Origin of the sequence: Leptolyngbya sp. PCC 6406, assembly GCF_000332095.2 — a bacterium.
GTDB lineage: Bacteria > Cyanobacteriota > Cyanobacteriia > Phormidesmidales > Phormidesmidaceae > PCC-6406.
The window spans coordinates 740,011-766,670 of record NZ_KI913949.1; the positions used below are offsets into that span (position 1 = coordinate 740,011).

28 protein-coding genes, 1 pseudogene and 1 riboswitch are annotated in these 26,660 nt (G+C 55.9%); of the genes and pseudogenes, 15 read left to right on the forward strand and 14 right to left on the reverse strand.

The window, feature by feature from the left end; genetic code table 11:
- On the forward strand, window positions 1–300 hold the full coding sequence (locus LEP6406_RS0203410) for a P-II family nitrogen regulator (protein ID WP_008318824.1): 300 nt from the start codon (window positions 1–3) through the stop codon (window positions 298–300).
- 341 nt (window positions 301–641) lie between these two features.
- On the opposite strand, the gene LEP6406_RS0203415 is transcribed toward LEP6406_RS0203410, so the two are convergent.
- Window positions 642–2,069, reverse strand: a complete 1,428-nt coding sequence (locus tag LEP6406_RS0203415) for a cytochrome ubiquinol oxidase subunit I (protein WP_008318822.1) — start codon at window positions 2,067–2,069, stop codon at window positions 642–644.
- A 159-nt stretch (window positions 2,070–2,228) separates the two neighbouring features.
- On the opposite strand from LEP6406_RS0203415, the gene LEP6406_RS0203420 reads away from it, so the two are divergent.
- Entirely contained in the window at window positions 2,229–2,429 is a 201-nt protein-coding gene (locus tag LEP6406_RS0203420) for a hypothetical protein (protein WP_008318821.1), read from the forward strand.
- Between the two features lie 125 nt (window positions 2,430–2,554).
- On the opposite strand, the gene LEP6406_RS0203425 is transcribed toward LEP6406_RS0203420, so the two are convergent.
- Both LEP6406_RS0203425 and LEP6406_RS0203430 read right to left on the reverse strand, forming a co-directional pair.
- Window positions 2,555–3,883 (reverse strand): TldD/PmbA family protein, encoded by a 1,329-nt coding sequence (locus LEP6406_RS0203425; protein WP_008318819.1) that lies wholly within the window; start codon window positions 3,881–3,883, stop codon window positions 2,555–2,557.
- A gap of 2 nt (window positions 3,884–3,885) precedes the next feature.
- A complete protein-coding gene (locus tag LEP6406_RS0203430; protein ID WP_263971122.1) occupies window positions 3,886–5,367 on the reverse strand; it encodes a TldD/PmbA family protein in 1,482 nt (493 codons plus the stop codon).
- Window positions 5,368–5,570: 203 nt separating this feature from the next.
- Here LEP6406_RS0203430 and LEP6406_RS0203435 point away from each other — a divergent pair, with 203 nt between their 5' ends.
- On the forward strand, window positions 5,571–6,545 hold the full coding sequence (locus tag LEP6406_RS0203435; RefSeq protein WP_008318815.1) for a Uma2 family endonuclease: 975 nt from the start codon (window positions 5,571–5,573) through the stop codon (window positions 6,543–6,545).
- A 12-nt stretch (window positions 6,546–6,557) separates the two neighbouring features.
- Here LEP6406_RS0203435 and LEP6406_RS0203440 read toward each other — a convergent pair whose 3' ends face one another.
- Window positions 6,558–6,941 carry a hypothetical protein gene (locus LEP6406_RS0203440; protein ID WP_008318814.1) on the reverse strand — a complete coding sequence of 128 codons (384 nt, stop codon included), beginning with the start codon at window positions 6,939–6,941 and terminating at the stop codon, window positions 6,558–6,560.
- A 109-nt stretch (window positions 6,942–7,050) separates the two neighbouring features.
- Between LEP6406_RS0203440 and LEP6406_RS29925 the strand changes: the two genes are divergently transcribed.
- Together LEP6406_RS29925 and recR are read left to right on the forward strand one after the other, a co-directional pair.
- Complete coding sequence (locus LEP6406_RS29925; protein ID WP_008318812.1) at window positions 7,051–7,896, forward strand: lipopolysaccharide assembly protein LapA domain-containing protein; 846 nt, start codon at window positions 7,051–7,053, stop codon at window positions 7,894–7,896.
- Window positions 7,897–7,943: 47 nt separating this feature from the next.
- Window positions 7,944–8,537, forward strand: a complete 594-nt coding sequence (gene recR, locus LEP6406_RS0203450) for a recombination mediator RecR (protein ID WP_027268810.1) — start codon at window positions 7,944–7,946, stop codon at window positions 8,535–8,537.
- A gap of 2 nt (window positions 8,538–8,539) precedes the next feature.
- Here the strand turns inward: recR and LEP6406_RS0203455 are convergent, their stop codons facing one another.
- Window positions 8,540–9,094, reverse strand: coding sequence for a response regulator (locus LEP6406_RS0203455; RefSeq protein ID WP_008318807.1), 555 nt, complete (start codon window positions 9,092–9,094; stop codon window positions 8,540–8,542).
- A gap of 259 nt (window positions 9,095–9,353) precedes the next feature.
- A complete protein-coding gene (locus LEP6406_RS0203460) occupies window positions 9,354–9,872 on the reverse strand; it encodes a ComEA family DNA-binding protein (protein ID WP_008318804.1) in 519 nt (172 codons plus the stop codon).
- A 377-nt stretch (window positions 9,873–10,249) separates the two neighbouring features.
- Between LEP6406_RS0203460 and LEP6406_RS0203465 the strand changes: the two genes are divergently transcribed.
- Entirely contained in the window at window positions 10,250–11,458 is a 1,209-nt protein-coding gene (locus LEP6406_RS0203465) for an aspartate aminotransferase (RefSeq protein ID WP_008318802.1), read from the forward strand.
- A 137-nt stretch (window positions 11,459–11,595) separates the two neighbouring features.
- Window positions 11,596–11,775, forward strand: a complete 180-nt coding sequence (locus tag LEP6406_RS0203470) for a Sec-independent protein translocase subunit TatA/TatB (RefSeq protein ID WP_008318800.1) — start codon at window positions 11,596–11,598, stop codon at window positions 11,773–11,775.
- A 68-nt stretch (window positions 11,776–11,843) separates the two neighbouring features.
- Here LEP6406_RS0203470 and LEP6406_RS0203475 read toward each other — a convergent pair whose 3' ends face one another.
- The 4 genes from LEP6406_RS0203475 to LEP6406_RS0203490 form a co-directional block, all read right to left on the reverse strand.
- Window positions 11,844–12,878, reverse strand: a complete 1,035-nt coding sequence (locus LEP6406_RS0203475) for a hypothetical protein (RefSeq protein WP_008318798.1) — start codon at window positions 12,876–12,878, stop codon at window positions 11,844–11,846.
- A 194-nt stretch (window positions 12,879–13,072) separates the two neighbouring features.
- The gene (locus LEP6406_RS0203480; RefSeq protein ID WP_008318796.1) at window positions 13,073–14,725 is read right to left on the reverse strand and encodes a glycoside hydrolase family 3 N-terminal domain-containing protein; all 1,653 of its coding nucleotides are present in this window, start codon (window positions 14,723–14,725) and stop codon (window positions 13,073–13,075) included.
- Window positions 14,726–15,145: a 30S ribosome-binding factor RbfA gene (rbfA, locus tag LEP6406_RS0203485; protein ID WP_008318794.1), complete on the reverse strand. Its 420-nt coding sequence runs from the start codon at window positions 15,143–15,145 to the stop codon at window positions 14,726–14,728.
- A 90-nt stretch (window positions 15,146–15,235) separates the two neighbouring features.
- The gene (locus LEP6406_RS0203490) at window positions 15,236–15,445 is read right to left on the reverse strand and encodes a DUF751 family protein (RefSeq protein WP_008318790.1); all 210 of its coding nucleotides are present in this window, start codon (window positions 15,443–15,445) and stop codon (window positions 15,236–15,238) included.
- Window positions 15,446–15,602: 157 nt separating this feature from the next.
- On the opposite strand from LEP6406_RS0203490, the gene LEP6406_RS0203495 reads away from it, so the two are divergent.
- Window positions 15,603–16,517, forward strand: coding sequence for a DNA adenine methylase (locus tag LEP6406_RS0203495; RefSeq protein ID WP_263971123.1), 915 nt, complete (start codon window positions 15,603–15,605; stop codon window positions 16,515–16,517).
- Window positions 16,518–16,909: 392 nt separating this feature from the next.
- Entirely contained in the window at window positions 16,910–17,920 is a 1,011-nt protein-coding gene (locus LEP6406_RS0203500) for a phosphoribulokinase (RefSeq protein ID WP_008318786.1), read from the forward strand.
- 152 nt (window positions 17,921–18,072) lie between these two features.
- Here the strand turns inward: LEP6406_RS0203500 and LEP6406_RS32595 are convergent, their stop codons facing one another.
- Window positions 18,073–18,213, reverse strand: coding sequence for a hypothetical protein (locus tag LEP6406_RS32595; protein ID WP_008318784.1), 141 nt, complete (start codon window positions 18,211–18,213; stop codon window positions 18,073–18,075).
- Between the two features lie 243 nt (window positions 18,214–18,456).
- Complete coding sequence (locus LEP6406_RS0203510; protein WP_027268811.1) at window positions 18,457–20,643, reverse strand: S-layer homology domain-containing protein; 2,187 nt, start codon at window positions 20,641–20,643, stop codon at window positions 18,457–18,459.
- A 163-nt stretch (window positions 20,644–20,806) separates the two neighbouring features.
- On the opposite strand from LEP6406_RS0203510, the gene LEP6406_RS26425 reads away from it, so the two are divergent.
- From LEP6406_RS26425 to LEP6406_RS0203530, 4 genes are all read left to right on the forward strand, one after another.
- Window positions 20,807–21,205, forward strand: coding sequence for a hypothetical protein (locus tag LEP6406_RS26425; protein ID WP_155834620.1), 399 nt, complete (start codon window positions 20,807–20,809; stop codon window positions 21,203–21,205).
- Window positions 21,206–21,367: 162 nt separating this feature from the next.
- Window positions 21,368–21,715, forward strand: a complete 348-nt coding sequence (locus LEP6406_RS0203520; RefSeq protein ID WP_008316855.1) for a YtxH domain-containing protein — start codon at window positions 21,368–21,370, stop codon at window positions 21,713–21,715.
- An 8-nt stretch (window positions 21,716–21,723) separates the two neighbouring features.
- Window positions 21,724–22,368, forward strand: a complete 645-nt coding sequence (locus LEP6406_RS33755) for a DUF948 domain-containing protein (protein WP_008316854.1) — start codon at window positions 21,724–21,726, stop codon at window positions 22,366–22,368.
- Between the two features lie 407 nt (window positions 22,369–22,775).
- On the forward strand, window positions 22,776–22,955 hold the full coding sequence (locus LEP6406_RS0203530) for a hypothetical protein (RefSeq protein WP_008316853.1): 180 nt from the start codon (window positions 22,776–22,778) through the stop codon (window positions 22,953–22,955).
- 118 nt (window positions 22,956–23,073) lie between these two features.
- Here LEP6406_RS0203530 and LEP6406_RS26435 read toward each other — a convergent pair whose 3' ends face one another.
- Entirely contained in the window at window positions 23,074–23,583 is a 510-nt protein-coding gene (locus tag LEP6406_RS26435; RefSeq protein ID WP_008316852.1) for a hypothetical protein, read from the reverse strand.
- 542 nt (window positions 23,584–24,125) lie between these two features.
- Window positions 24,126–24,299, forward strand: a riboswitch (cyclic di-AMP (ydaO/yuaA leader).
- A gap of 196 nt (window positions 24,300–24,495) precedes the next feature.
- Here LEP6406_RS26435 and LEP6406_RS0203545 point away from each other — a divergent pair.
- Complete coding sequence (locus LEP6406_RS0203545; RefSeq protein WP_225886406.1) at window positions 24,496–25,047, forward strand: universal stress protein; 552 nt, start codon at window positions 24,496–24,498, stop codon at window positions 25,045–25,047.
- Window positions 25,048–25,145: 98 nt separating this feature from the next.
- On the opposite strand, the gene LEP6406_RS26440 is transcribed toward LEP6406_RS0203545, so the two are convergent.
- Window positions 25,146–26,168, reverse strand: coding sequence for a PDDEXK-like family protein (locus LEP6406_RS26440; protein ID WP_008316850.1), 1,023 nt, complete (start codon window positions 26,166–26,168; stop codon window positions 25,146–25,148).
- A gap of 79 nt (window positions 26,169–26,247) precedes the next feature.
- Here LEP6406_RS26440 and LEP6406_RS34060 point away from each other — a divergent pair.
- A pseudogene (locus LEP6406_RS34060) lies at window positions 26,248–26,660 on the forward strand (IS4 family transposase); the annotation flags it as partial.

Genomic DNA, 26,660 nt, shown 5'->3' on the forward strand with positions numbered 1-26,660 from the left:
ATGTCATCTTCTCTGATTAAAGGCACTCTAGTCACCATTATTGGTGAAGCGGTCTTGCAAGATCGGCTGATTTATCTGCTCACCCAACTTGAGGTGTCTGGCTACACAATTGTCCCTGCTAAAGGGGCCGGGAGCCACGGTAGACGCATGGGAGATATCGCAGGTTACAACACCAATATTGAAATCAAAACCATTGTTACTTCAGAACTTTCCGATCAGCTACTGGAAGCGCTGAAGCCCTTTCAAGAAACCCACGCTCTGATTGTCTTTCGCCAAACCGTAGAAGGTCTGTTTGATTAGAGAGAAAGCCAAACATAGCGGTGCAACGATTGATTTTCAACTGGTGTCGCCCCCCATTACAGTCTGGGGAAAACCACCTCGGCCCTAGCGAAGCCATGCCCGGAGGGCTATTGGCCATGGGATACTGCAAGCAGCCTATTTCAACCCATGAAATCCTCACCAAAAGAGGCTTCTACGCTATCACCTCTTAGGCGACCAGTGCCGGCTTCGCCAAGGCTTTTCTTGAATGCCCTTGGGCTATACAGCCCCTCCTCGCAGAAACGCCCTTGACTTAGGCTAGGGGTTGTCCATCTCTCGGCCCCTATTGAATGAATTCCTAGTAGGGGCAAGTGAGGGTGAAATTATTGCTGAACTTCGGCGGGACGTTGATTGGGCTGGGGGGTGGGTGGGGCGTCGAGATCAATCGTTGCCGACAGCGGCAGGGGTAAATCTAGGTTCGGCCCTTGGCGAATGATGCGACTTCCGAAGTAGAGGGCGGCGAAGAATAGGACGAGATAGACGCCGGTAAAGGCAATTAAGGAAGTCAGAATATCCCCAGCGGGCAGGTTGGAGGCGGCATCAACGGTGCGGATTTGGCCATAGACGGTCCAGGGTTGCCGTCCGACACAGCGGACAATCCATCCCGACTCCACCGCCAGGTAACCCAGGGGTGCGGAAAAAATCCAGGCTCGCAGCAACCACTTTTGATCTGCGATCGCATCTGCCGCCAGTTTCCCCCGCAGCCATTGCAGCACCGTGATCCCCATCAATGCGGTGAGAAAGAAGCCAATGCCAATCATCAAGCGAAAGGCATAGTAGATCAGACCAATCTGGTGGGGCCGATCTTCTGGGGCAAAGTCCCGCAGTCCTTGAATGGGGGTAGAGAGCGTGGGCTTAACCTCCAGGATATAGCTGAGGGCTCCAGGGATAGTCAGTTCCCAGGTATTGGTCTCCCCCTTGTCATTGGGCAGGGCCAGTAAACTCCAGTCCGCTGCTTCCCCCGCCGGAGTCGTTTCCCACTGGGCCTCCATGGCCGCCAGCTTGGTGGGTTGCATGTGGTACACCTGCTCGCCACTGAGGTGGCCGATGTAGATTTGCAGGGGAGCCACTGCGATCGCGCTAGCCAAGACAATTTTGAACGAGGTGGCGAAAAACTCTGGATGGCGCTTGTTAATCAGATACCAGGCACTAATGCCGCCAATGACAAATAGCGAAGTCTCCAGCGTCGCCATAAACATGTGGGCCACGCTATTCACCATAAAGGGATTGAAGATCGCCTCAAAATAATCCCGCACAATGAACTTTCCGCCAGCAGTGAAATCCCCCCCTGCCGGAGTCTGAAGCCAAGAATTTGCCGCCAAAATCCAGAAGGTAGAGAGATTAGCCCCAAAGGCCACCATAATCGTGGCCACATAGTGCATCACCGGGGGCACCCGGTTCCAGCCAAAAAGCATAATCCCCAAAAAGCCCGCCTCCAGCATGAAGGCCATGGCTCCCTCAAAGCCCAGAATGCTGCCCAGGAAATCTCCAGTAGCCTCAGAAAGCGGTGCCCAGTTGGTGCCGAACTGGAACTCCATCGGCAACCCCGAGGCGACACCAATGCCAAAGTTCAGCACATAGAGCTTGGCCCAAAAGCGGGCATGGTGATAGTAGACAGGATTCTTGGTCTTGAGCCACATCCCCTCGACAATGACCAGGTAGATGGCCATCCCTGTGGTCAGCACCGGCCACAGCATGTGGAAGATGGCGGTCAGGGCAAACTGCATCCGGGAGAGAACAACGGTATCCATCGAATTGGATCCTCGATTCCTACGGCAAAGGTTTTCCCCTGAACCATAACGATTTTTGAGGGGGGATGGGTAGCTGCCCCACTCCCCAAACTGTCGCTGTTCGCACAATGCCAGGGAATTGTCTGCGTTATTCTAGAGGAGATTTCTAGGGGAAAGCGTATGGCCATTTCTTCCTCCGCAGCAGTGCATAGTGGTGCAGACGATGCCCAAATCTGGGCTAGCCTCAAGGATGCGATCGCAACTAGCTCCGGCTTCCAGCGCTGGCGTCGAGAGCAGGTTCCTCAGATCCTCCAGGATCCATCCTTAGATAAGCTCGTGCGGCGATATCTGAGAGAGACCCTAGAAACCTTGGCCTATTAAACGGGTAAACGAAAAAACGCGTTGTTGCCAAGGAAAGCTTAAGCGTAGGGTGGGCATCGCCCACCGTAGATCAGCATCCCGACAAAAATTCGTCCACAGGACTCTTGTCAGGCAAGCAGGGGGCGCTACAGCGTATAGGCGAAGCGATCCAGCAGCATTCCCGGCACCTGGGTGCCGCCTAAGTCACGGTAGCCATAGCTGCCCACTGCGGGCACAAAGGTGGTTTCCTGGGTGAGGCCGATGAGATAGTCACCCCAGAAGTTGTACAGGCTTTCATCAAACCGCAGGTTCTCAATCGGCGTGATTATTTTCCCCTGCTCCACCCAAAAACAGGCGTAGCGGGTCATGCCCGTGATGCGGCCTTGGGGGCGATCGCTCCAGTTCAGATAGTGCAGGTTTGATACATAGAGCCCCGTATCTAGGATCTCTAGAATCGCCTCCGTGGCCAAGGTACCGGGGGCCAAAATTGGCGATCGCAGATATTCCCCTCCTTCTGCATAGGTCGTGGGAATATCGTATTCCTTCGCAGTCCGGGCACTAACCAAGGTATTCACCAAGCGCCCCGACTGGATTAACGGCAACATCACCGCAGCCAGTTGCCCATATTGGTTAAACCGTGGGACTTGTCCTTGGGAAAAGTCCTCCGTTAGATGAACTTGGGGGGACAAGGTCTGTTCACAGCGCTGGAGCCGCCCTAGGGCACTGCCCCCTCGACGGATGGAGCCTTCCCCAATGCCGCCCCAAGAGAGCATACCCACAAGTTCCGCTACCGCTGCCGGAGCCAAGTAAGTGCGATACTGACCCCGCTCCAGGGTTTTGCGCCCTGGAACCATGCGCCCCAGCAGGGTTTTAGATTCCGCTAGGGTGGCAGCATAGGCATTGTCGTCCCAGTCGCGCCCCGCATAGGTACCCTTCACCGCCTGCCCATCCGGGGTGAATAGGGAATAGTCCAGGGTAAAGGTTTCTGTCTCGAACCAGTGGCGCTGGCCTTCGGAATCGGCATAGGCCCGCAGCGATCGCCCCCCCGCATAGAGTCCCGCCGCATCCAATCCCGCCAGAGGGGACATGAGGGTGGGGGCCACCTGCTCCGCTGGAAGCAGATGACCGGGGTACAGTTCCCGGCTGGCGGCAGAGCCCTCCGGTAACACCCCATAGGGATCTATCGGGAGCGTGGGTAGCTCTTGACGCAACTCCTCCAGCGTTGCCGATAATAGGGACCAGTCCGTGCCCTTATCTCCGGTAAAGGGCACAGAAGCACTAGCGGTACGCTGGGAAACCATTAGGGTCAGGGTGATCTCGCCGCTGACTACGATGCCCGTCTGCCGCACCCGTCCCTGGTTAAATCGGGTGAATTGACTGTCCTCTGCCACTAGGGTCAGCTTGATCGCTTCTTCCCCCTGGCGTTGGGAGAAGAGGGCGTCCACCAGTTGATTAAAGGTTGTTTCCCAATCCATCTCTACCCTGCGCCCCCAAAGACTTCAATATTGGCAAAGGCACAAACGGGGGCACCGTGGCCTACCCGAATGATCTGATTAGGTTCCCCTTTGCCACAGAAGGGGGTGCCAAAGGCTTGCCAGGTATCGCGATCGCCCACCTGTACCAAACTGCGCCAAAACTGGGGGGTGGTGGCCCGATAGTTGGGATTGCGGAGGGTTTCCGCCAGTTGGCCCCTGCGGATGCGTCGGGCGTATTCGCAGCCAAACTGGAACTTGTAACGCTGGTCGTCAATGGACCAGGAGCGATTTGCCTCCATGTAGACGCCGTCCTCAATGGTGGCGATCAGGTCAGCAAAGGGGAGATTTCCTGGTTCTACGTTGATATTGGCCATGCGGTCAATGGGGGGCCGATCCCAGGAGGTGGCACGGGCACAGGCCACCCCCGGCACCCCCAGGCGAGTCTGACTTTCCAGACTGCCCAGCCCCCGCTCCAACTTGCCCTGACGAATCAGGTACTGGCGCTCTGCCACCGCTCCGGTGTCGTCGAAGGCGTAGCTAGCAAATTCCTGCTCCACTGTGGGGTCGAAGGTGACATTTAACAGGTCTGAGCCGTACTGGAGGGTGCCGAAATCCTCCGGCTGCACAAAGCTACCCCCGGCATAGTTGCGCTCATCCCCCAGGATGCGGTCTAGCTCTAGGGGATGGCCGATGCTCTCGTGGATTTGCAGCATCATCTGATCCGGCGACAGCACTAGGGTGGTGGTGGTTTCTGGGCAATCCGCTGCGGTCAACAGTTCCACTGCCTGTTCCCCTACCTGGTTCACTGCTGCCCACAGGGTTTCATCCTGGGCTAGGTGCTCCCAGCCCCCCTGGTAGCAGTGAGATCTGGGACCGTTGTAGCTGCGGGTTTGTACCACTGGGCCATCCTGGGCAGTGGCCCCAAAGTGGCAGGTTAGGAAGGAAAAATGCTGGTGAATGTGGCTGTCCTTGGTGCTGACGAGCCAGGTCTCTACTTCCCGCGTACTGATGCTGGCCTGGGCCTGGACAATCTGGTCGGATACCTTCAGCCCCTGGCAGATGCGGGTTAGGAGGTCATTTACTGCCCCTGCGGTCATCCTATCCAGGGGGGTGGTCACGGGGGAATAGTAGATGCCAGAAACGGGGGGTCGCACCTCGGCGGGGAAGGGATATAGCCCCCAACTTGCCGCTGCTTGGGCTTGCTGGAGAGCGGTCATTGCCGCTGTGCGTAGCCCTGCTACTGTCAGATTGTTAGTGGCGGCATAGCCCAGTTGCCCCTGGACGAGTACCTCCACCATGGCTCCGCGATCGCAACTGCGGTGATTGGTTTCGGGCAGGCCATCCCGCAGCGATCGCTGGGTACCCCGTTCCACCACAGCCCGAATGCCCACCCAGTCGGCGGGGATATCCAGGGTGTCTAGGGTCTCGGTTAACAGATCAGGGATGTCGGGGAGCACAAGGGCAGAAGGCGTCGTAGAGAGCACAGGCAAATTCGGTATGTTAGTGCTCCCATTGTAGAGAGAATAATGACGCAATCTCTCCAGGGGGCTACTCAGGGATCCCTTCAGCGATCCACGGAATTCATGACCACGTGAAACGTGTTCCAGCTCAAATCCTGTCCCGAATTTGGGCAGAGGCGTCATCATTATCCCAGTTAAACTAGGGTCAAGCGAGTCAAAGAGACACTATGACCGCATCCCTGCCGCAATATTCAACCCCCGCCGCTTCAGCTAACCCTGCCCCCATGAAGACGCTGATTACCGGGCACGCCGTCCCCCAAACCGACCCCCCGCGTTCACCTCGGGAAACCCTGCCCACCATGTATGATCTACCGAGTGAAACGGTAGGGGAACCGGGATTGCCTGACGAGTACCACGACTTACAACCCCAACTCCTCAGCCGTACCCTGGCACTGAGGGATTACAGCCGTGACGATTGGTTCACCGGATCTGACCTGAACCTCTACTACGACGTTCAGCGTCCCCTCTGGTATAAGCGCCCCGATTGGTTCCTCGCGGTGGGTGTGCCCCGTCTCTACGATGGGCAAGAATTCCGGCGTAGTTATGTGATCTGGCAAGAGCGGCAAGCGCCTTCCGTAGTCGTTGAGTTTCTCTCCCCCGGCACCGAGGCTGAGGATCTAGGGCGGTTTCACGGTGCTGCCGATGGTGCTGCCGATGGCGTTGTCCTTTCCTCCAGGGCTAGCAGCGATGGAGAAGACCGCCCACCCAGCAAGTTTTGGGTCTATGAGCAGTACCTGCGCATTCCCTACTATGTGGTCTACAGCCGCCATACCCGCCAACTGCGATACTTTCAGCTTGAAGGTGGCCAATATCAGGAACAGCGCCTCCAGGACCGCAATCCCCAGATCTGGCTACCGAGACTAAAGGTTGGGTTAGGCGTTTGGGAAGGCATCTTTGAGGGCATTCCCAGCCATTGGCTGCGGTGGTGCGACGAGTCCGGTTATTTTCTGCCCACTGATACAGAACAGGAACGGCAGGCCAAGGAACAGGAACGGCAGGCTAGAGAACAGGAACGGCAGGCCAAGGAACAGGCGCAAGCTCAGGTTTTACAGGCTGCCCGCAACCTGATGGCCACGGGTATGACTCTGGAGCAGGTCACGACGGTGTTGGGATTGTCTCCAGAGCAGGTGACTCTGCTGTAATCCCCCACGGTTTTAGCCCCTTGAAGCTGCCGCCGTGGCGGGCACCCGTTTTTCTAAAACACGATTGAGGTCCGCTGTCAGCGTGTCCACCTCGCGGCGGGCTTCCCACATGCCTGTGTGGGATGTCCCAATACGCCACTGACCATGGACGTAGTTGCCCTCCTCAGACAGTTGCCCAGTGTAGTCAATGGGGCTGTTGGGAGCGGCCCCGTAGTGCTTGGTAAACTGGACCCGACGACCCACCACTTCTCCCGTCAGGTGTGCTGCCCCCAAGGGGCCATCGTCTAAAATACGACCGCTGAGGGTATTGCCTCCCTGTACTAGGGTGGCCTCAAAACGTGTAGGCTCACCCCGCTGCCAATAGGTTCCCAACCAAGTACCGCTCATGTCTGCCATAACGTTGTCTTTTAGGATAACGACCCTTTTTCGAGCCCATTGTCCTAGTATGACCGGGGGCAGAGGCCAATAGCATCTGATCTGACCCAGTCTTTATATCATCGCCACCATGCGTCTCTATATTATTTCTGCTCTGGTCATTGCCTTTTTGGCAATTCTGTTTGCCCTACAGAATAACAACTTGGTCACCATTAACCTGCTGGTGTGGTCCTATGGCCAGTCTCTGGCTCTGGTGCTCTTGGGGACACTGGCCATCGGGGTGATCATTGGCTTGCTGGTGTCTATGCCGGCGATGATGCGGCGGGGTTGGCGGATCGCCCGCTTTCAAAAACAAACCGATTCCCTCACGGATCTCGTTCAGGATCGGGAGCAGTCTCTCGCTGCTGAAACGCGCAAGATCCAGTCTGTTCACCACAGCTATCGTGCCCTTCTCGACACCTTGGATCTGATTGAGCCCACTACGGGATTGCTGAAACAGTCTCTACTGGAGCGCTCCCTGATTAACCAATTCCAGCAGTTTTCCACTCCAGCTTCGACCGCAGCGCCCTTCTCTAGTTTCAGCCTGTTGTTGCTCCAGGTCACCTCAGCAGTGGTCGATGAAGGGAATACGGGGGCTTTACTCTGGCGCGAGATTGCCCAAATGCTCCAGCGCCATGCCTCGGAACGAACCTGGCTCTATAGTGATGGCCATGGACTCTACGGGGCAACCACTCCAGGACTTGACCCCAAGGCGGTGAGTAGCTATGGCGAAATGCTACAAACTGCCCTTTTGGAACATCCGCCAACCCTAGGGGATGGTCATCAAGTGAAACTCACGGTGAGCTTGGGCGGCGCGATCGCAACTGCTCCCAAGCCAGGGGATGTTTCCACCCTACTGAATACAGCCCAGACCGCTCTAGAGCAAGCCCAGCAGCGCGGACAAAATCGCCTGCGGGTGGTACAGATAGAGGGATAAAGGATTGCAATCCCTTTTGCCATAGCTATACCCCAAGGAGGTTCCCCATTTACGCCCGTCCCCTTGCCCGCCTGATCGAGGAACTCCAGAAGCTACCTGGGGTTGGCCCTAAAACCGCCCAGCGATTAGCCCTCCACCTCTTGAAGCGCCCCGATACTGAAGTCCAGGCCCTAGCCCAAGCGCTGGTGGAGGCCAAGACCCAGGTGGGGCAATGTTCTGTCTGCTTTCACCTGTCCTCAGAGCCTGTGTGTGACATTTGCAAGTCCCCTAGTCGCGATCGCCAGACCCTCTGTGTAGTGGCCGACTCCCGAGATGTGATTGCTCTGGAAAAGACACGGGAATATCGCGGCAAATACCATGTTCTTGGAGGACTCATTTCCCCTATGGATGGTATTGGCCCCGAGGAACTCACCATTGGGCCTCTGGTACACCGGGTTAGTCAGGACAAAATCCAAGAGGTGATCATCGCCATTAGCCCCAGCATCGAAGGAGATACCACCACGTTATATGTGGGGCAATTGCTGAAACCCTTTACCAAGGTCACCCGCATTGCCTTTGGTCTGCCCATGGGTGGGGACTTGGAATATGCTGATGAGGTGACCCTCGCCCGTGCCCTAGAGGGTCGCCGTGAGTTGGACTAACGCTACTTCATCCGCTGCTTGATGAAGGTTAGGATCTTGGACACCTGTCCCTTGAGCTGAACGACTTCTGCCTCTAGCTTGGCAACTTGGGCTTTCAGAGCGGCAACTTCTCCTGAATCCGCAGCACCTACTGTCGCTGCGACAGTAGGTGCTGCCGCTACCACTGCCTTGGGCCGAGGCTTCCGAGCCTTAGTCATGGCTGCTTTAATAGCTTCGATCAGCTCCTTTTGTTCAAAGGGCTTCTGGATAAACTCGAAGTATTCAAAGGGTTCGGAAATCTTTTCGGTGACCTCTTCCTTTCGTCCAGACATGAGCACAAGGGGAATGTGCTGGAGGTCGGGTTGGGCCTGGATTTCCTGGAACACTTCCCAGCCGCTCATCCGGGGCAGCAGAAAGTCCAACATGATTAGGTTAGGTCGCTGACCTCGAATTGCATCTAGGCCCTCTATCCCGTCCTTTGCCTCCAGCACTTCAAAATTGCCCTGGGGTAACATATCTCGCACCCGCATCCGAATTACGCGGCTGTCGTCGATAACCAGGATTTTGTGGGTTGCCACAGTTGACTCCTCTGGTGGTAGCGATGCAGTAGGGGGACATTGGTCGAGAGGTTGGGGCCAGTTTGGGGAGACTCAATGCACCCTCCCCAGGCCAGGGGGATTAGGGCGCGAATAAGACGACCGCCATTTCTAGGGACGCCCCTAACAAGGAATGACCGTAGAGAAATAGTAACGGAGTTTTATCCAAGTGGGGCAATCTAGCCTGGATTTTCAACGACCTTGGCATCAGTCTGCCCTAACCTCTGCTGTTCCTAACGCCCTAGATCCGGAGGTGGTGGAGCCAGCGGCTCATGGCGGCAGGGGGCACTTGGCAGCGGTGTTGAAAGTCCTCCAGACTACGATAGGGGCCAGCTAACCGCGATCGCACTATCCACTCTGCCCAGTCTCGTGGCAGTTCCGGCACCCGACAAAGTTGTTCCACCGTGGCCTGATTCAGGTCAATTGGGGTGGGAACCAGGCTATCGGTGTCGTAGTAGCGGAACTGAATTCCGGGGGCCAGAGGATCTAGGGCCGCTACCGGGAGCCCCAGGGCAGCGGCTACATCCTCTAGGGCAAAAAAGATCACTCCGCTGCGGGTTAACTCCGTCAAGGTACGAGCTTGGTGAATAGAGATCCCCGGCAACCGCAACCAGTCATCAATCGTGGCTCGATTGGCATCGATCCCTAGACCCATTGCCGCCGCGATCTCGACTTCTCCCCGCGATCGCAGACGAGTCTGGGGATTTTGCCGCAGACGCTGGCGAAGAGGATGGAAATGCTGGAGAGGTGAGCGGGGCATGGGGGTGATGGGGTGATGGGGTGATGGGGTGACAGGAATTTTAAGTTTTGAGTTTTGAGTTTTGAGTTTTGAATTGAATTTCCCGTAGGGTGCATAGCGCTAAGGCGTGGCTTCGCCCACGCGAAGCAATGCACCGCAGAGATGTCGCGCCCAATGTAGGGGGTGACAGGACGGGGGGCGGTTTCCGTGCCCAAGGCGGTGGGGGAAAATGGCGGTGGTTGCTGAATTTTATCGAGTCTAGTCCAGGGTGATCTACAGGCAGCTCAGAATGGTGCTTGGAGCAGAGGCTAGTCTTGGGGGACCAAACGGGGGAAAATGGCAATTCTGGTGAGTTCCCCCCAGACCTAAATTGCGGCGGCAGACAAGGAGTTGCAGACATGACCCTAGATTGGATTCAACCAGCGGAGCGGGTGCGTCGTCTGCCCCCCTACGTGTTTGCGCGGCTAGACGAACTCAAAGCGCGGGCGCGGGAACGGGGCCTTGACCTGATTGACCTGGGTATGGGCAATCCCGACGGTCCGACCCCCCAGCCTGTTGTAGATGCCGCAGCGGCGGCATTACAGGATGCCCGGAACCATGGTTATCCTCCTTTTGAGGGCACCGCTAGCTTTCGACAGGCGATTACGGCTTGGTATCATCGCCGCTACGGGGTGCAGTTGGACCCTGATGGAGAAGCCCTACCGCTGCTGGGGTCTAAGGAGGGACTGACTCACTTGGCTATGGCCTATATCAATCCCGGTGATACGGTGTTGGTGCCAACTCCGGCCTATCCGGCCCACTTTCGTGGACCCGCGATCGCGGGGGGCCACATCATCGATCTGCCCCTGAGTGCCGAGGGGGACTGGCTGATTGATCTGGCGAAAATCCCCGATACAGTGGCGGAACAGGCCAAGATGCTGTTCTTTAACTACCCCAGCAACCCCACCGCTGCTACCGCCCCTCGGGAATTTTTTGAAGACATTGTCGCCTTTGCCCGCCGCTACGAAATTCTCCTAGTCCATGACCTCTGTTACGCAGAACTGGCCTTTGACGGCTATCAGCCCACCAGTCTGCTGGAGATTCCCGGTGCCAAGGATATTGGCGTCGAGTTCCACACCCTATCTAAGACCTACAACATGGCGGGCTGGCGAGTGGGCTTTGTGGTGGGCAACCGCCATATCATCCAGGGGCTCCGCACCCTTAAAACCAACCTAGACTACGGTATTTTCGCTGCCCTACAAAAGGCGGCGGAAGCCGCTCTGCAATTGCCCGATGTGTATCTGAACGAGGTCCAAGCTCGGTATCGGACCCGGCGGGACTTTTTGATTCAGGAATTTGCCACCCTGGGTTGGGCCGTGCCCAAAACCCTGGCCACGATGTATCTGTGGGTACCCTGCCCGCCAGGGATTGGCTCCACGGACTTTGCTCTGTCGGTGCTGGAGCAGACGGGGGTAGTGCTGACCCCCGGCAACGCCTTTGGCAAAGGGGGCGAGGGCTATGTACGGGTCAGTCTGATTGCGGAGTGTGATCGCTTGGGTGAGGCCATGGCCCGTCTCCGGCAGGCCAATATCCGCTACGGTACAACCCCGGTGGGACTATCCCAGTAATGTTGGGATTTTTGCCCAGGGTTGGTCCCAGCATCTACCCCTGCGCCTGTGGTCCCTCACACAGTAGAATCTCAAAGCAGCCAATATTTATCCCATCCTTAGGAACGGGATGGTAGTAAGGAAACCCGGAGAACCCCATGTTTAACATCGGCTGGACAGAAGTGGTGATCGTGCTGGGGGTGGCCCTGGTAATCTTTGGCCCCAAGAAAATTCCTGAACTCGGGGCCGCCCTGGGCAAAACCCTGCGGGGCTTTAAGGATGAAATGGCCGAAGCCCCTGAGGACGAGCCCGACCTCTTGGATGAGGACCGCGATTGATGACTGGACTATGACTGGCCCTTCGTACCCGGCCTAATGTGGGGCTTTATGGGTGTTTCTTGACCTCATCACCGCTTTTTGCGAGAGGACTTCGACTTTTTGCCCTGTTTACGTCCCGACTTAGACTTGCCTCCAGAGCTACTATCCCTAAAGCCACTCGCCGGGGTTTTAGGCTGAGAAGCACTGCGGGGAATATCCAAGGTCAGGGGGTCTGAGCTGAGGTGATCGCGATTGATAGGCAGCCCTAGATCAATGGCCGACGGCTTTTTTGGGGTGAGTATGGTTTGTAGGGTACCGAGCATCTCGTCAAATTTCTCAAACCCTGGCATGGGGGGCAGCCTGAATTCCTCAGGGCTAAAATCTGCCTTGGATTTCAGCCCCAGTTCTACCTGAACCGTGGCCCAAGTGCCTATGAAATGGATATCGACACAGTTCTTGCTATGGGCAGCTTCCAATAGGTCCGCCGCTTCTACAACCTTGTTTTGCACCATGAAGACGCATAGGTTGCCGTTTACGGCGGGGATATTCTCTTCATAGTTGGCCAACACCTCCATTGCCCCAGCAATGCACGCATCCCGGCTTTCTGGGAAAAGGGTGACTAGGTGATCAAAGGTTTCCACCAAAAAGACCTTCGATTCACCGCTAATCTCAGGATTGGCGATTGTGGTTAGAAGTGGCGCGATCGCATCTGGCCCCATCAGGCTCAAGGCCCAGGGAATTTCTTCCCAGCACCAATCCAAGTCGTAACGGCTTAGCACCTGAGCTAGGACGGGGACAGCCTCTAGGACTTGGAGTTGTCCCAGGGCTCGCCAAGCATGGATCGGCGCAAAAAAAGCCTTGTCGGGATCGCGATCTGGGTAATTGGCCTGGAAAGCTTCCGCCGCCGCTTCATCGTCCAGCCAAAGCTGCCAGATTACGTCATCCTGAACCAGAGTAATCAGTTCTGGGATATGGTTTATCGTCAACCCCGCTATTTCAATGTAGTTGGGCCATCGATCGGGCATGTTTTGGGAGGCACTAGAGACCGTTGGCTGGCCCACATCTAATTGCTTACCGTAGTCCAGAAAGCCGGCAACGGGGGGAGTATAGGGAAAACTAGGCATAGGACAAAATTTAGACGGCAGCTTAACAGGATCCTATCCCAGAGTAACGAGTTGATTGACTGTCAACTCCAGGTAAATCTGGACTGGAGGGCTAGGGTGAGGGGCCGAGGTGTACCACGATAGAACGGTTAGGATATTGACGCCGCAGGCTACTAATACGCCAAGGCAGAAATCCCAGAGGTAGGGCGAGTCCCTTAATCCGTAAATGCCTGGGATGGGGAGGTGGCACTCCCTGCGCCCAAGAGCGCTGTGAGCAAAATCTCCTGGGCCGATGGCATCTGGCCGTAGGCAAAACCGTAGGGCACAGTATCCGGTAGCTCCGGTAGCAAAATATCAAGGGTATAGGGACTGCCATAGACCACCACCCCCACCAGACAATCCACATCCCGTAGTGCTCGGAACCAGCTCAGGGCAAATTCCCCCACCCCAGCGGTGCCCCGGAAGGGATTGCCCCGGCTGAAAATTTGTAGCAGTGTGGGTCGGGGGGGAAAGCTGCCAGGGCTGGCGGAGCAGATGCCCACGTCGAGCAAACGCGGGGTATAGCCATACTGCTCAGGAAGTGCGATCGCAGGAGCACGGCGGCTGAGCCAGTCCGTGGCCAGCACATCATCCACCAGTACGAGGGAAACCCCCCTAGCTTGGGGAGCACAGGGAGAAACGCAATCCCGCACTTGCATCGAGTCCCGAGTGATGTGCCGCGCTAACTGCTGAGCAGCAGGTTGGGCCAACTGGTCCAGTTGTACTGGGGGCGGCAGCAGGTGTTCCCAGGCATGGCCGCTGTCGGGGGGAGCGGATAAACCCGTCGCCACCTTTTGCTTCGCCCGCCAGATTCGCTCCACCGAGGTCAAAATGCGCTCAGGGGATAACCGTCCCATCCGCACTGCCTCACAGACCGCCTCAATCGTACCTACCGGGTCCACGGGCATGAGCAGCACATCCACTCCGGCCTCCAGAGCCAGCACTGCCGCTTCATAGGGACCGTAGTGCTGGGTAATCGCCCCCATTACTAGGGCATCAGTGACAATCAGACCATCGAATCCTAACTCCCGGCGCAATAACCCCGACAGCAGGGCTGGGGATAGGGTCGCCGGGTAATCCGGGTCCAACGCCGGTACCTGGAGGTGGGCCGTCATCACGGTATCTACCCCCGCCGCGATCGCGGTGGCAAAGGGGGCTAACTCCACCTGGGTCAGGCGATCACGATCATGGGGCAACAGCGGTAGGTGTAGGTGGGAGTCCACCGCCGTATCCCCATGACCGGGAAAATGCTTTGCCGTCGTCAGGACGGGATGTTCCTGGGCTCCGGTGAGAAAAGCCCGGATCAGCGCACTGACGACGTCCGGGGTTTCGCCAAAGGCCCGCACATTGATGACGGGATTCTCAGGATTGTTATTAACATCTACCACCGGAGCCACAAGCCAGTTCAGCCCAATAGCTTGAGCTTCCTGAGCGGTGGCCGCCCCCATGGCTTGAGCATATTGGCAAGCCAGAGCCAAATCTCGTTGCCCAATCGCCCCGAGAGCCAGGGGGGGAGGAAAGGCCGTCGCCCCGGTGAACCGTTGGCCGACTCCTTCTTCAATATCCGCCGCCATCAGCAGGGGCACCGTGGCCCAGTCCTGCAACTGCTGAACCCGCACCCCCACCTCTGGTGCGCTCCCCCCCAACAAAATCACGCCCCCAACGCCCAAGTCCGCAATGCAGGTGTGGAGGTCGGCATTGGCCAGTTCCCACTGGGGATAGCGGCGCTGATGGTCAAAGAGCATCCCCGAGGCCCGAACCACTACCAACTGAGCCACTTGGCCCGCTAGGGAAAGGTCATCAGGGGAGGGTAAACCCAGAAGACCCATTTAGAGGCTGGCCCCTTCGTCCGGAGCATCGTTCTCTAGGGAATCCATCTTCAGTTCCCGCTGCACCCGCTCACTACTGAGGCGGTTGAGCAGCGACAGGACTTGGGTGCCTCGCTCAAACCCCCGGTCTTCGCGGAACAGGACTTCTGGCGTACGGCGCAGACGCATCCGCTGCCCCAGTTCGCTGCGAACATAGCTGGTGGCTGCCTCCAACCCTGCCATGGTTTCAGTCCGAGCCTCGTCAGTCCCGTAGATGCTGACGAAGATCTTGGCGTGCTGCAAATCCCCCGAAACCTCCACATCGGTGACGCTCACCATCCCTGCGCCTACCCGGTCGTCCTTGATGCCGCTGACTAGCATTTGGCTTACCTCTCGTTTGATTAGGGAAGCCACCCGCGCCACTCGCCGACTGGTTGCCATAACGTCATCTCCATTCGTAAGCAATTCAATAGGGATTAATGCCATGGGATTCAATGGGAACCAAATCCCCTGCCCCCTGTCCCCTGACTACTAGGACAAGGGCGAATTCAATCCCAGCATCGCCTCTAGGGTAAAGGTCAAGAGGACAAAGCCCGCTACCACCGCCCCAATTAGTGCGATCGCAGTTACGGGACGCTTCAACAGGGGTCGGAGGGGTTCCAGAGCATTAAACAAAATCCCCAGGGAAAAGGAAATCAAATACCGGGGATATCGAGCAACGTTATTAAAAAATTCTTGCATTGTCTTAACTCGCGCTACCCTTAAGCGAATCTCAGGCCGTAGATATCCAAAACCTTAGCCCATGGCCTGTTGATTATCCTATCGCAGGTGCTGAATCTGACCGATTTTGAGGGAATAATTCGTCGATGATTGCAATGGGTACATTTGTTCATCTAGGATGGCGGCAGTTCACCCTGGGGGAGATCCCGGCCTGGGTACATCTATCTTTATCTTCTCTCCTCGCCCCATGATGCTTGCCCTGTCGAGTCCACCCCAGCCGCGTCCGTTCCTTAAGTGGGCGGGGGGTAAAGGTCGCCTAATTGAGCAGTATCGTCCCCATTTCCCCACCACGATTCGCCAGTATTATGAGCCTTTTCTCGGGGGTGGGGCTATTTTTTTCTACCTAGTGGGGCGGTTTAAGCAGGCAGTGTTGGCGGATGTCAATCCTGAACTGGTCAATGTTTATCAATGTGTGCGCGATCAGGTAGAACCCCTGATCCAGTTGCTGGAGCACCATGGCCACCACCACAGCCATAGCCACTACTACGATACCCGTGCCCAAACTGAGTTGCAGATCTCGTTGCAGCGAGCCGCTCGCCTGATCTACCTCAATAAAACCTGTTTCAATGGCCTCTACCGAGAAAACTCCAAGGGCTATTTCAATGTCCCCATGGGAAGCTACAAGAATCCTAAAATCTGCGATCGCACAACCCTCCGCCTAGCCTCTGCCGCCCTGAAATCAACCGAAATCCAATGCGAATCCTTCGATCGGGTTCTCAAACAAGCTTGGCATCCCCAAGACTTTGTGTACTTTGATCCCCCCTACTACCCCATCAGTGCCACGAGTCGCTTCACGAGTTACAACCGCTATGGGTTCACCCCCGAGGACCAAATCCATCTTCGGGATACCTTTGCCACTCTGGCTGAGCGTGGAGTCCAAGTGATGCTTTCCAATTCCGACTGCCCCTTCATTCACGACCTATACCAAGGATTTCATGTCCGCCCCATCCAGGCCAACCGTGCCATTAATGCCAATGCCCGACGGCGGGGCAAAATCACAGAACTGTTGATTACCTCCTATCCGCCCAGGTAAGGCCAACAGGATGCAGCAATATTGCCCTCGGAATTTCCCTCAGAAGAGGAGATAGAACTGCAAACAGAAGCATCCCCTAGGCCCAGACGGTCGATGGAGGAGCACCAAAGGGGGCAACCAGAAGTCCGATCCCACTTGTGAGCGGCGATACCATTTTGATACGATGCAATCTAGCTTAGTAGGCGAACATTGGTTTCTCCGTGCGTTTGGGGACCTAGGTTTTCTGGCCTTAGTGGGACGACACCCCAGGCTGGAAGCAGGTTTGTACGGTGGGTTAGGAAAAGTGGTCAGTCCACGGCAGCACCACAGCCCGGTAGCACCCGTGACCGATCCTTACTTAACGTCCTATTTGTAGTGCTGTTGTTGTTACTTAATTTTGCTTGAGGAAAACTATGGCGAATCCGCTAGATCGGGTAGTTCTCATTGGAGTAGCTGGAGATTCTGGATGCGGTAAATCAACTTTCCTGCGGCGTCTTGCCGATCTGTTCGGGGAAGAGTTTATGACCGTTATTTGTCTAGATGACTACCACAGCCTAGATCGCAAGCAACGGAAAGCCGCTGGGGTAACAGCACTAAACCCCAAGGCCAATAACTTTGATCTGATGTATGAGCAGATCAAAACCCTGAAGTCGGGCCAGCCCATCGACAAGCCCATCTACAACCACGAAACCGGGGAGATTGACCCCCCCGAGCGTATCGAACCCAATCGGATTGTGGTGGTGGAAGGTCTGCATCCCATGTATGACGAGCGGATGCGGGAACTGCTGGACTTCAGCGTCTACCTAGACATCGACGATGATGTGAAGATTGCCTGGAAGATACAGCGGGATATGGCGGAGCGCGGTCACACCTACGAAGATGTCCTAGCCTCTATCAATGCTCGCCGCCCTGACTTTGAAGCCTACATTGACGTTCAGAAGCAGTACGCCGATGTAGTGATTCAAATTCTGCCTACCCAGTTGATTCCTGATGACAAGGATCACAAGATTCTACGGGTGCGGTTAGTACAGAAAGAAGGCATCGAAGATTTTGCTCCTGTCTATCTCTTCGACGAAGGCTCTACCATCAACTGGGTGCCCTGTGGTCGCAAATTGACCTGTTCCTATCCCGGCATTCGCATGTACTATGGCCCGGACAGCTATTTTGGCAACGAGGTGTCGGTGCTGGAGATTGATGGCGAGTTCGATCGTCTAGAAGAAGTGATCTATGTAGAGAGCCACCTCAGCAATACCTCCACCAAGTACTACGGAGAAATGACCGAGCTACTGCTGAAGCATCGGGAATACCCCGGTTCTAACAACGGTAGTGGCCTATTCCAAGTGCTTGTGGGTCTGAAGATGCGCAGTACCTACGAACGCCTCACGATTGCGGCTGGTCAAGCGATGGCCAAGGCGAACGCCTAGAACCACCGTTGGAGGTCTGGGTTCTGTTAGGGAACGAATAGAACACTGAGACAAAACTGCAACAGAAAGGGTAGCTCTCGTCGAGGGCTACCCTTTCTGTTGTGACGTGGGGACGATTGAGGGATTCCAGTGAAAACTTCTGAGGGCTAGGACTACCGATGACGCATCCAAAACTCTAGCTCAGTGCGGACCTGTTCCTGCTCTAGGGGACTATTGGTGTAGCGGAGACGGTGGCGCAGTTCGTGGATCCGTTGCTGACGATCGCGGGCATTGTGGGCGCTGGCATGGGTCATGGGACACCTCCGGTGATAACGACAAGGGCTGCTACAGCGGGAGCCTCTTATCTATTAGCAAAACAGAATGGAGGGACATTTTCTGCGATCGGCCAATATTTGTAACAAAGACTACAGCAAAATCACCGCCTCTAAAATATGCCAATACGCCAATGCCGATCACCCGGCGACTGGGCAGGGCGGGTTTTGAGTCTCCCATCCTGAATTACCCGGTACATCCGTGCCAAAACCGCCCCCCCCCATTTAGGGCGTGACAATGTAAGGACTGGGATGGGGCGGCAGGCGATCGCAGGCGACAAGGGCTTGGTACACCGCCGCACAGACCTCCGCCCGAGTTGCTACCTGGTTAGGTCGCAGAAGTGTGGGGCTGGTCGCATTCACAATCAGAGACTGGGCTAATGCGATCGCAACTGCCCGCAAGGCATAGCGAGGAATCTGGGTATAGTCCGTGAACTGGCCCAGGGTATTGAGATCAACGGTAATATCTTCTCCTAGAGAAAGACCCTCCACCAAGGACACCCAGACCTGCACTCGCAGCAGAGGATGGGACGGCCCATAGGTTTGGTCAGGAAAACCAGAGACAAAGCCACTGCGATAGGCCGCCTGCACGGCCTCTGCCGCCCAAAAGTTTCCAGGCACATCACGGAACGGGGCGGCGGCTCGCTGGGGGGTAGGCTGGAATGCCTTCACCACCAGAGCCGCATACTGGGCGCGGTTCATGGGCTCGTTGGGCAAAAACTGACCATTCTTCATGCCGCTGACCAGATGGGCTGTGGCCAGCCCCCGGATGAAGTCAGCGGCCCAGTGCCCCCCAAGGTCGCTGAAGCCCGGTTGGGTGCTGTCGGGCTCCACAATAAACGTAGAGGCGATAACGGGGGACAACCCCAGAGCCACCCGACCTTGGTATACCAGGGCCGCCACCTCCGCTCGCGTGATCGGTTCTAGGGGGCGTAGTTCGAGAGCCTCGGGAGCATTGACCACAATTCGCTGTTGGGTGGCGGCGGCAAGACCATCCACGGCATAGCTGGGTACCTGGGCGCGATCGCGGTAGATGCCAATAGCCTCTACCCCAGCAGCGGATAATTGCAGTCCGCTGGCAAGGGCCACAATGGCCTGGATGCGGGTAATAGACTGCTCTGGGCGCATGGTGCCATCGGGATAGCCATTGAGAAACCCACGGCGTTGAGCCTGGGCCAACACTATGGCCCCCCAGAAATTTTGAGACACATCGCGAAAGGAGACGGCAGCTTGGCGATCGGGTTGCTGGGGAAAACTCGCCGCCACCAGTGCTGCGAACTGAGTCCGTGTGACTGGTTCATTAGGCCGGAAACTGCCATCTATAAAGCCCTTGATCAAATCCTGATCCGCAAGGCCATCGACAAATGGCCCCGCCCAGTGTCGTCCCAAATCTGAAAACCGTCGGGAGCCCAGGGAGGGCGCGGGGCTGGGATCGGGAGAGGGGGCGGGGAGAGGGGCGTCGGGGGGGGGCGTCGGGGGGGACTCAGCACGACGTGGTGCGGGCACCGACGCCGGGTCTGGCAGAGCACTGGCCCCCAAGGTAATCGGTCCTTGGAGTCTTTGAGGAACCAGGTTATTGCCATAGACGGTGAGGGCAAGTCCCATATTGTTAAGGTCGGCACGGCCATTGTCGCGGATGTCGTTCTCCCCTAAATCCCAGGGAGAGCCCAGGTCCGGCTCTGCCTGCTCTTGGATTCGTACTCCATCGGCTTGGTTTTGGCCAATGCGGTTGCCTCGGAGCACGGGACGGGCCTGCCCCGCGATCACAATTCCAGTCTGGTTTTGGCTCAGGTCGCAGTTCTGAATCAGCGGCGCAGCCTGCTCATAGAGGCCGATGCCAATGGGGTTTTGCTGACATTGCACCCGCACCAGGGATCCCTTCGCCTGGCGAAACAGGGCAATGCCGCAAACCCCACTCTCTGCCACCTGCCCCGCGAGAATCGTCGGCAGCCCCCCATCTGCGATCGCAATGCCATAGCGTCCACAACGCAGAAGATGAACATTTTGCACAATCGGACGACCAGCGGTGATCCATAGCCCCACCCCATTGGCCGCTGTATTGATCACCGTCACCTGCTCTAGCTGGGCCTGATGCTCTAGAACACAGGTCGCTGTCCCTAGACCTAGAGCCCCATGGTTCACCGTACCGCCGCCCTGAAGTAACGCAGCAGGGCGCTGGTCCGAAGGGGAAGTCCCTGCTCCCCCAGCCCCCACCACTCGCCGCTGGGGGCCAATCACCAGAGGAAAACGCTCCCCACTCGCAGTGCTGTACAGCCCCGCCGCTAGGTGTATCGTCGTGCCCGCAACACTGCGCTCCAGAGCCGTCGTTAGGGTTTTGAGAGGGTTCTGGGCACGACCATCCCTACGATCGTCACCGCTGACGGGATGCACATAAAGAGAGGACTGATCCATAGAGTTTCAGGTACAAATTTCAGGTACGGGAGACACCAAGACAGAGAGAATCAGAACCTGGATAGAGAAGAGATTTTCAGTAAAGTGGTCCAGAGTACCCCCGGCTAGGGAGATATGCCGATAAGATCAACCCACATCTTGCCCCCCCATGCCCCACAATGCCATGACTGTTTTCGGACTCTCGCCCTGGGTGGCCCTTGTCGTGGGTCTTAACCTATTAATCGCCTTAGCTGGATTCTATCTGGCTTGGCGTCTCTGGCAGTTACGAAATACCTTGGCGGAGGTAGCAGACAATATTCTGAGTTGGGAACAAAACACCCATGCCGTCCTCGATCCAGCAGTGACGCCCCCTAACATTCTCCTGGGGCAACAGGGCATTGCCGCTCTGCGACAGCAATATGCCCAATTGCGGCGGCAGTTGCAGCAGGCCCAGCGAGTGCTGGATCTAGTGGGGTTGGGGACACGATTGCTACGGCGGCGACGGCGATCAGGGGCCAAGCGAGGCGCAAAATCCGGGCCGGCAGGCTCCCCTCGGGGACGACGATGGGTACTAACCCGCTAAAATTCCTTCGGCAGGGGTACCCAAATAACTGGATTTAGGCCACATTTGAGCCAGGTTCAAGCCGAATTTACAGTGAAATGGAAGGGGGGTAAATCGGCATCCTGCCAGATCCCCGCCCTATCCCCCGCTGTACAGACCTGACCTAAAAGGAGGAGAAAGCCCATGGCAGAGAATAAATCCGGAGCATTTTTAGGTGGGCTCATGCTGGGTACGGCCATAGGGGCCGTCACAGGACTACTCGTGGCTCCCCGTAGCGGTCGGGAAACGCGACAGTTTTTACGCAAGTCGGCGGATGCGCTGCCGGAACTGGTGGAAGATTTAGCAAGCTCGGTGCAACTCCAAGCCGACCGTCTCTCAGAAAGTACGCTACGCAACTGGGAGCAAACCTTGAATCGGCTTCGAGATGCGATCGCGGCAGGGCAGGTAGCTACCCAGGAGGAATATGCCAACCTGACACCGGCAGAGGAACAACGGACGACCTCAGCCCCCTATGATGAATCGCTTCGATAGGTAGCACTGTGATCGATCCCCTGTTTTGGTTGGGCCTATCGTTTTTGCTAGTGGCAGTGAGCTTGACTGCTGTGCTGTTGGTGCTCTTGCCAGCAGTGCAGGAACTGTCGCGGGCGGCCCGTAGCGTTGAGAAGCTGTGCGACACTATTAGCCGCGAACTACCCCCCACCCTAGAGTCCATTCGCCTCACCAGTTTGGAAATTACAGAACTGACCGACGATGTCAATACGGGGGTGCAGCAGGCGGGTCGGGTAGTAAAACAGGTTGATCAGAGCTTAAGTACAGTTCGCCAGCAAACCCAGCGGGTACAAGTGGGCACTCGCAGTCTGATGGCAGGGGTGCGGGCGGCCTGGGGTACCCTCACTCGCTCCCAAAAGTCTCCTCGGGAGACCAACCGCGATGGTCTCCGACCGGCCTCCGGCCTTCGCCGCCGCCTCAATGCCAACACCGCCCCGCCTATGGATCGGTTCCAACAGACTCGCCCCACCACCGCCCAATTACCTGCCGGTCCCTCCAGTGCTCCAGAAGAGACTCAAGGGGAAGCAGATTGGCCTGAGGAATGGCCCGTAGAGGGGCGTAGTGACGATACAGCCTCTCCTCCCCAATTGGCTACGGAGCGATCGCGCTCTGGAGAACCGCGATCGCCAGAATAAGAGGGTGCCAACTACATTCCTGTTCTAAACCTTGCCCAAGCCCAGAAGTGGAGTGTTCCCGGTGGGGAAACTCCAGGTTTCGAGCTGGACTTGGTATAGATCTCAGCAGAGCCCAAACCGGGTAATGATTCACTCCCCCCCGCCTAAACCGCTACAACCCTTGATCTCTCGTTCTAAAGCGGGGAAGGATATGAACGGTTACCAAACCGGGCATCAGCCAAAGCGCTGCCTGTTGGCTAATCCAGGGGATTATTTCGCCCCGGAAGGACTCTTACACCTTTCTCAGACAGGACTTAATGTCAGCTCATCCTGACTTTAGGAGCATCTCAGCTTGCGCGCCCACTATAGGAACCATAGAGAGCGGTCATAAACACACTGCAATCGATACAGAGTTCAAGAGGTTTCCTATGAAGCGCAATTTATTTTCCCTCATGGCCATCCTTCTCGCGATGGGTGCGATGGCGACTACAGCTAACGCGAGTCCCAGTCAGGTAGGCTTTGGTGACTTAAGGGCTGATTTGAATGGTGATGGCAAGGTCACCCTAATGGAGTTGATGATGTACAACCATGACATACGCGGCAACTAACGCTGCATAGGGTATGCCCTGCTAAGTCTATAAAGGAAAGCCCCAGCCATCTGGCTGGGGCTTTCCTGGTCATAACACTTTGCTCTTGGTGCATTTACCGTGAATTCACACCGTAAATTCACTCAGTTGCGGAGAGGGTGTAGCTAAACCGTTGTCCCTGGTTGTGGCTGCCGACCCAGACCCGGTAGGTGCCTGCGGGCAGATTGGTATCACTGATCTGGGCATCCGGGTTGCTGCGACTAATATCTTGGCCACAGCGGATGGTGTTGTCGTTAGGGCCTTGGACCAACAATGTGGTGTCCTGGCCGCTGTCTACGGTGAGGCGAAGGGTGGGAAAGTCAGTTTCCAGAATGATAATGTGGTCAGGGTTGCTGTCCCCAAAGCCGACACAAGGGTTGCCGTTCTTGTCGGTCCGCGCAATGTTAGCTAGAGAGTAGGTACCAGTGGTGCGGCCATTAACCCTGGCATCTCGGGGGGGAAAGGAGATGGACAGTCCTGGAAAGTTGGCGGTCTGTGCGATGGCCACTTGGGCCTGGTCTTTGACCACCGCAGGAGCCACACCCATAACAGCCACTAGACTACCGATAGCTAGGGCGCGGCGGAGGAAGGATTTTGAGCGTGTTGTCATTGTGTTGCCTCGCGGTGCGTCGGTGGCGGTTAGGGGGCTCATAGCCCGCCTTAACCTATCCCTACAATGCCCTAAAATACCGTTCCAGAGGCGGTCGCTTGGGCAACCCTGTAAACTGTCCTAGTCGGGGAACCTTTCTGGGGTCTGCATGGGGCTAATAACAGCACTATTGGCAATCTTATTAGCGGGATTTCTCTCCATCGAGCTGGTTAACCTCACCCATTTGGGGCAGGTGGGACATTTGTTGCCAGGCTGGCTCTGGGGCGTAGTCCTGATAAGCCTACTGGCTTGGTTCATCGGTGAGTGATCAGCTCAGTGCCAGGGTTAGCTTCAAGAGTTCATGCTGGAACAGGCTCAGAGTATTCCATCGAACAAATCATCTCGTGGTTCGATTCAACTTGCTGCCCTAGCAGGTACACCCTTCAAGGGCACATTTCATTAATTGGGGGAGCGGAGTTTGGCAACCGCATTTATGACTGGACCAGTGACCTGTCAGCCGAAGGTTGACAGAATCGGGTTTCTTGATCTAACTTTCAGGTAATCGAATGAGTTGGCCTAGTCTGCTATCTCTTTGCGTTTTGTAAAGACTAGTGGAGCGGGGGAACCAGTTAAGGGGCGAATTTCCGAGTTCTTATACCCAAATGAGGGTAATCGGAAAAGGACAACTCTCAGTCCTAGCCCGTCAGCTAACCTCGTCGGCATTGAGGGGAAACTGAATCGTCAGCATTTCACTAAATGATGACTGCTTCAGTGCCCTGCGCTGTGATTTACACAGCCTGTTCGCTGTACCTCTAGTTTCTGGAGCAGATCCATGGGATCCGTTTCTTATATTTGCAGTGCTGCCTGTCAAAGGCAGGGCTTTGTTCGTCCCGCCTTAAAGGTGGTTTTCGAGCCATGTTAAAGCTGATGTTAATGCGATTACAGAGTGTCCTCGGGTATGACAATTTGGCCCCTGCTATGGTGCTGGTGCCCGACTCAAAGACATCCTCAAAGGCATCCTCGGAAAAACGGAAAAATAGGGATAATACCCTCCACCTTGTCGTCGGCTATAGCGGCTCTAGTCGCAGTCAGGGAGCCCTGGATCTGGCGCTGTGGATTGCCCACCAGACCCGAATCGCTAGCGCCAATCCAGTTGTCGTGCATGTGGTCTATGTTGTGGATCAGGCGCGCCCTGAAACTATTGAAAATGCTGACCATATCCTGTGGCAAGCCCGCTGTCTGGCCAGTGAATGGCGGGGCGCTCTGAATGCCCATCTTCGGATTGGTGACCTAGCTACCGAGCTAAGTCGGGTGGCCGAAGATCTTGGGGCTGAAGTCATACTTCTAGGCTGTTCCCAGACCCAACATCCCTTAATTCAAGGGTTAGTAGATCAGGTTCCCTGCCCAGTCTTAGGATTACCTAGCCCTGGATCTTTTGGGAGTGATACAAGTTCCGAACTAACAGAGATTGCATTGGCACAGTGAGTGGCTAAGGTAAAAAAGTGTAGAAACTTACTCAAACCAGGCCCTGATGCTGCATTGGCAGTAATTACAGATGCAGCATCAGACTTGAGTAATATTTTCTACGACACATGACTGTCGGTATTTTTCGGAAATGCTTCGGAGAAAGCATTGCGGATTCGTTTCAGCTCACCTTCAACGTAATTGAGCCAGAACTGTCGAATGTTGTCTTGGAGAGCTTCTAAATCACCTTTCTCGTAGTCAGTCGGTACAAGGACTGATACACCATATGCTTGAGTGTAGCTGGAATCTTTGTTTTGGCAGCGCTTCAATCCCTGGAGGTCAAGCTCTTGAAGTTTCTGATAAATGGGTTGCTTGAATTTGGCATCGCCGGGGCCAATGACCAACCGCAACTCAAGGCTTTGAGGATCGTTCCAGAACTCGAACATGAGTAGCCGCTTGCTTGCTGACCAGCGAGCACACGTCTTTTGAAAGCCCAATTCATCCCACTCTTTAGGCACGAAGCGAATCCATCTTCCGTAGATGGAATCCAGTTCGAGGTTTGCAGATCCGGAGAATTCTTGAATGAGCTGGCTGAGATACGCCTCGATGTCCGATCTCAGGTCAGGCCGATGCTCATAGATGAGGTCGATCGCTTGGCGGTGCTGTTTGTAGATTTTGCGGCACAGTTCGGCGATGTCTGACTCGCTCATGAGATGTCTCCTGATTAGATCAACGTAGTGGCGCATCGAGATTGCGATGTCGGAGCTGAGGCCAGATTGGTGTTCTTCGCAGATTTTTTCGATGATGGCAGCGATGGTGCCATAGCTCAAGGACAGCCAATCAGATTGGGATGCCGTATCACCTTCTTTGGTGAGGTAGATGAACAGCTTTTTGCAGTGAGGAAATTCTCGGTCGATGACGCCTTGATAGGTTTGGAGTTGGTTGAAGCCTTCGGTGGAGTCAACTTTGTTTTCAATTACGCAGACGAAGTTGTTTCTAGGAGAGTGAATCAGCAAATCAATATGACGCCATTCACGCCGAATATCAGCATCGGTGAACAACACTCCGGACAGTTTTTCGGGGTAGGTTGGAGAAAAGCTATCCACCGCATAGAGTGCAGGTGTACGAAAAACACGGTGCACCGATGGATAGCCTCAACCGCATCTTAGCCGGTCTGCTGACGACAGCAGGCCATTTAGCAAACCGCAGCGCCAGTTTCTGATGACGCTGATGACCACGATTTTTGTGGTTTGTGGCAAAGTCAACTACACCAACCTGAGTCGATACAGCGACCGCTGTGAACGAACCTACCGGCGACATTTTGAGGCTGGACTGGGCCTAGAAAGCTTGAACCAAGCCTTAATTGAGCAGGTGATTGCAGACACCAGCACTCAGATTGCAGTGGTGGACTGCACCTTTACTGAGAAAAGTGGTCGTCACACCTACGGACTGGACTGGTTCTACAACGGCAAAACGCAGCGGGCCGAACGGGGGTTGGAATGGTCAGTGGTGGCGGTGGTTGATCTGGGGCAGAAGACCGGCTATGCCCTATCGGCGCAACAAACCGCAGCGGGGCTAGGGGCACAAGAACCTGCCACGGCTGACGAGACAACACCCCCCAAGAGCCGAGTTGA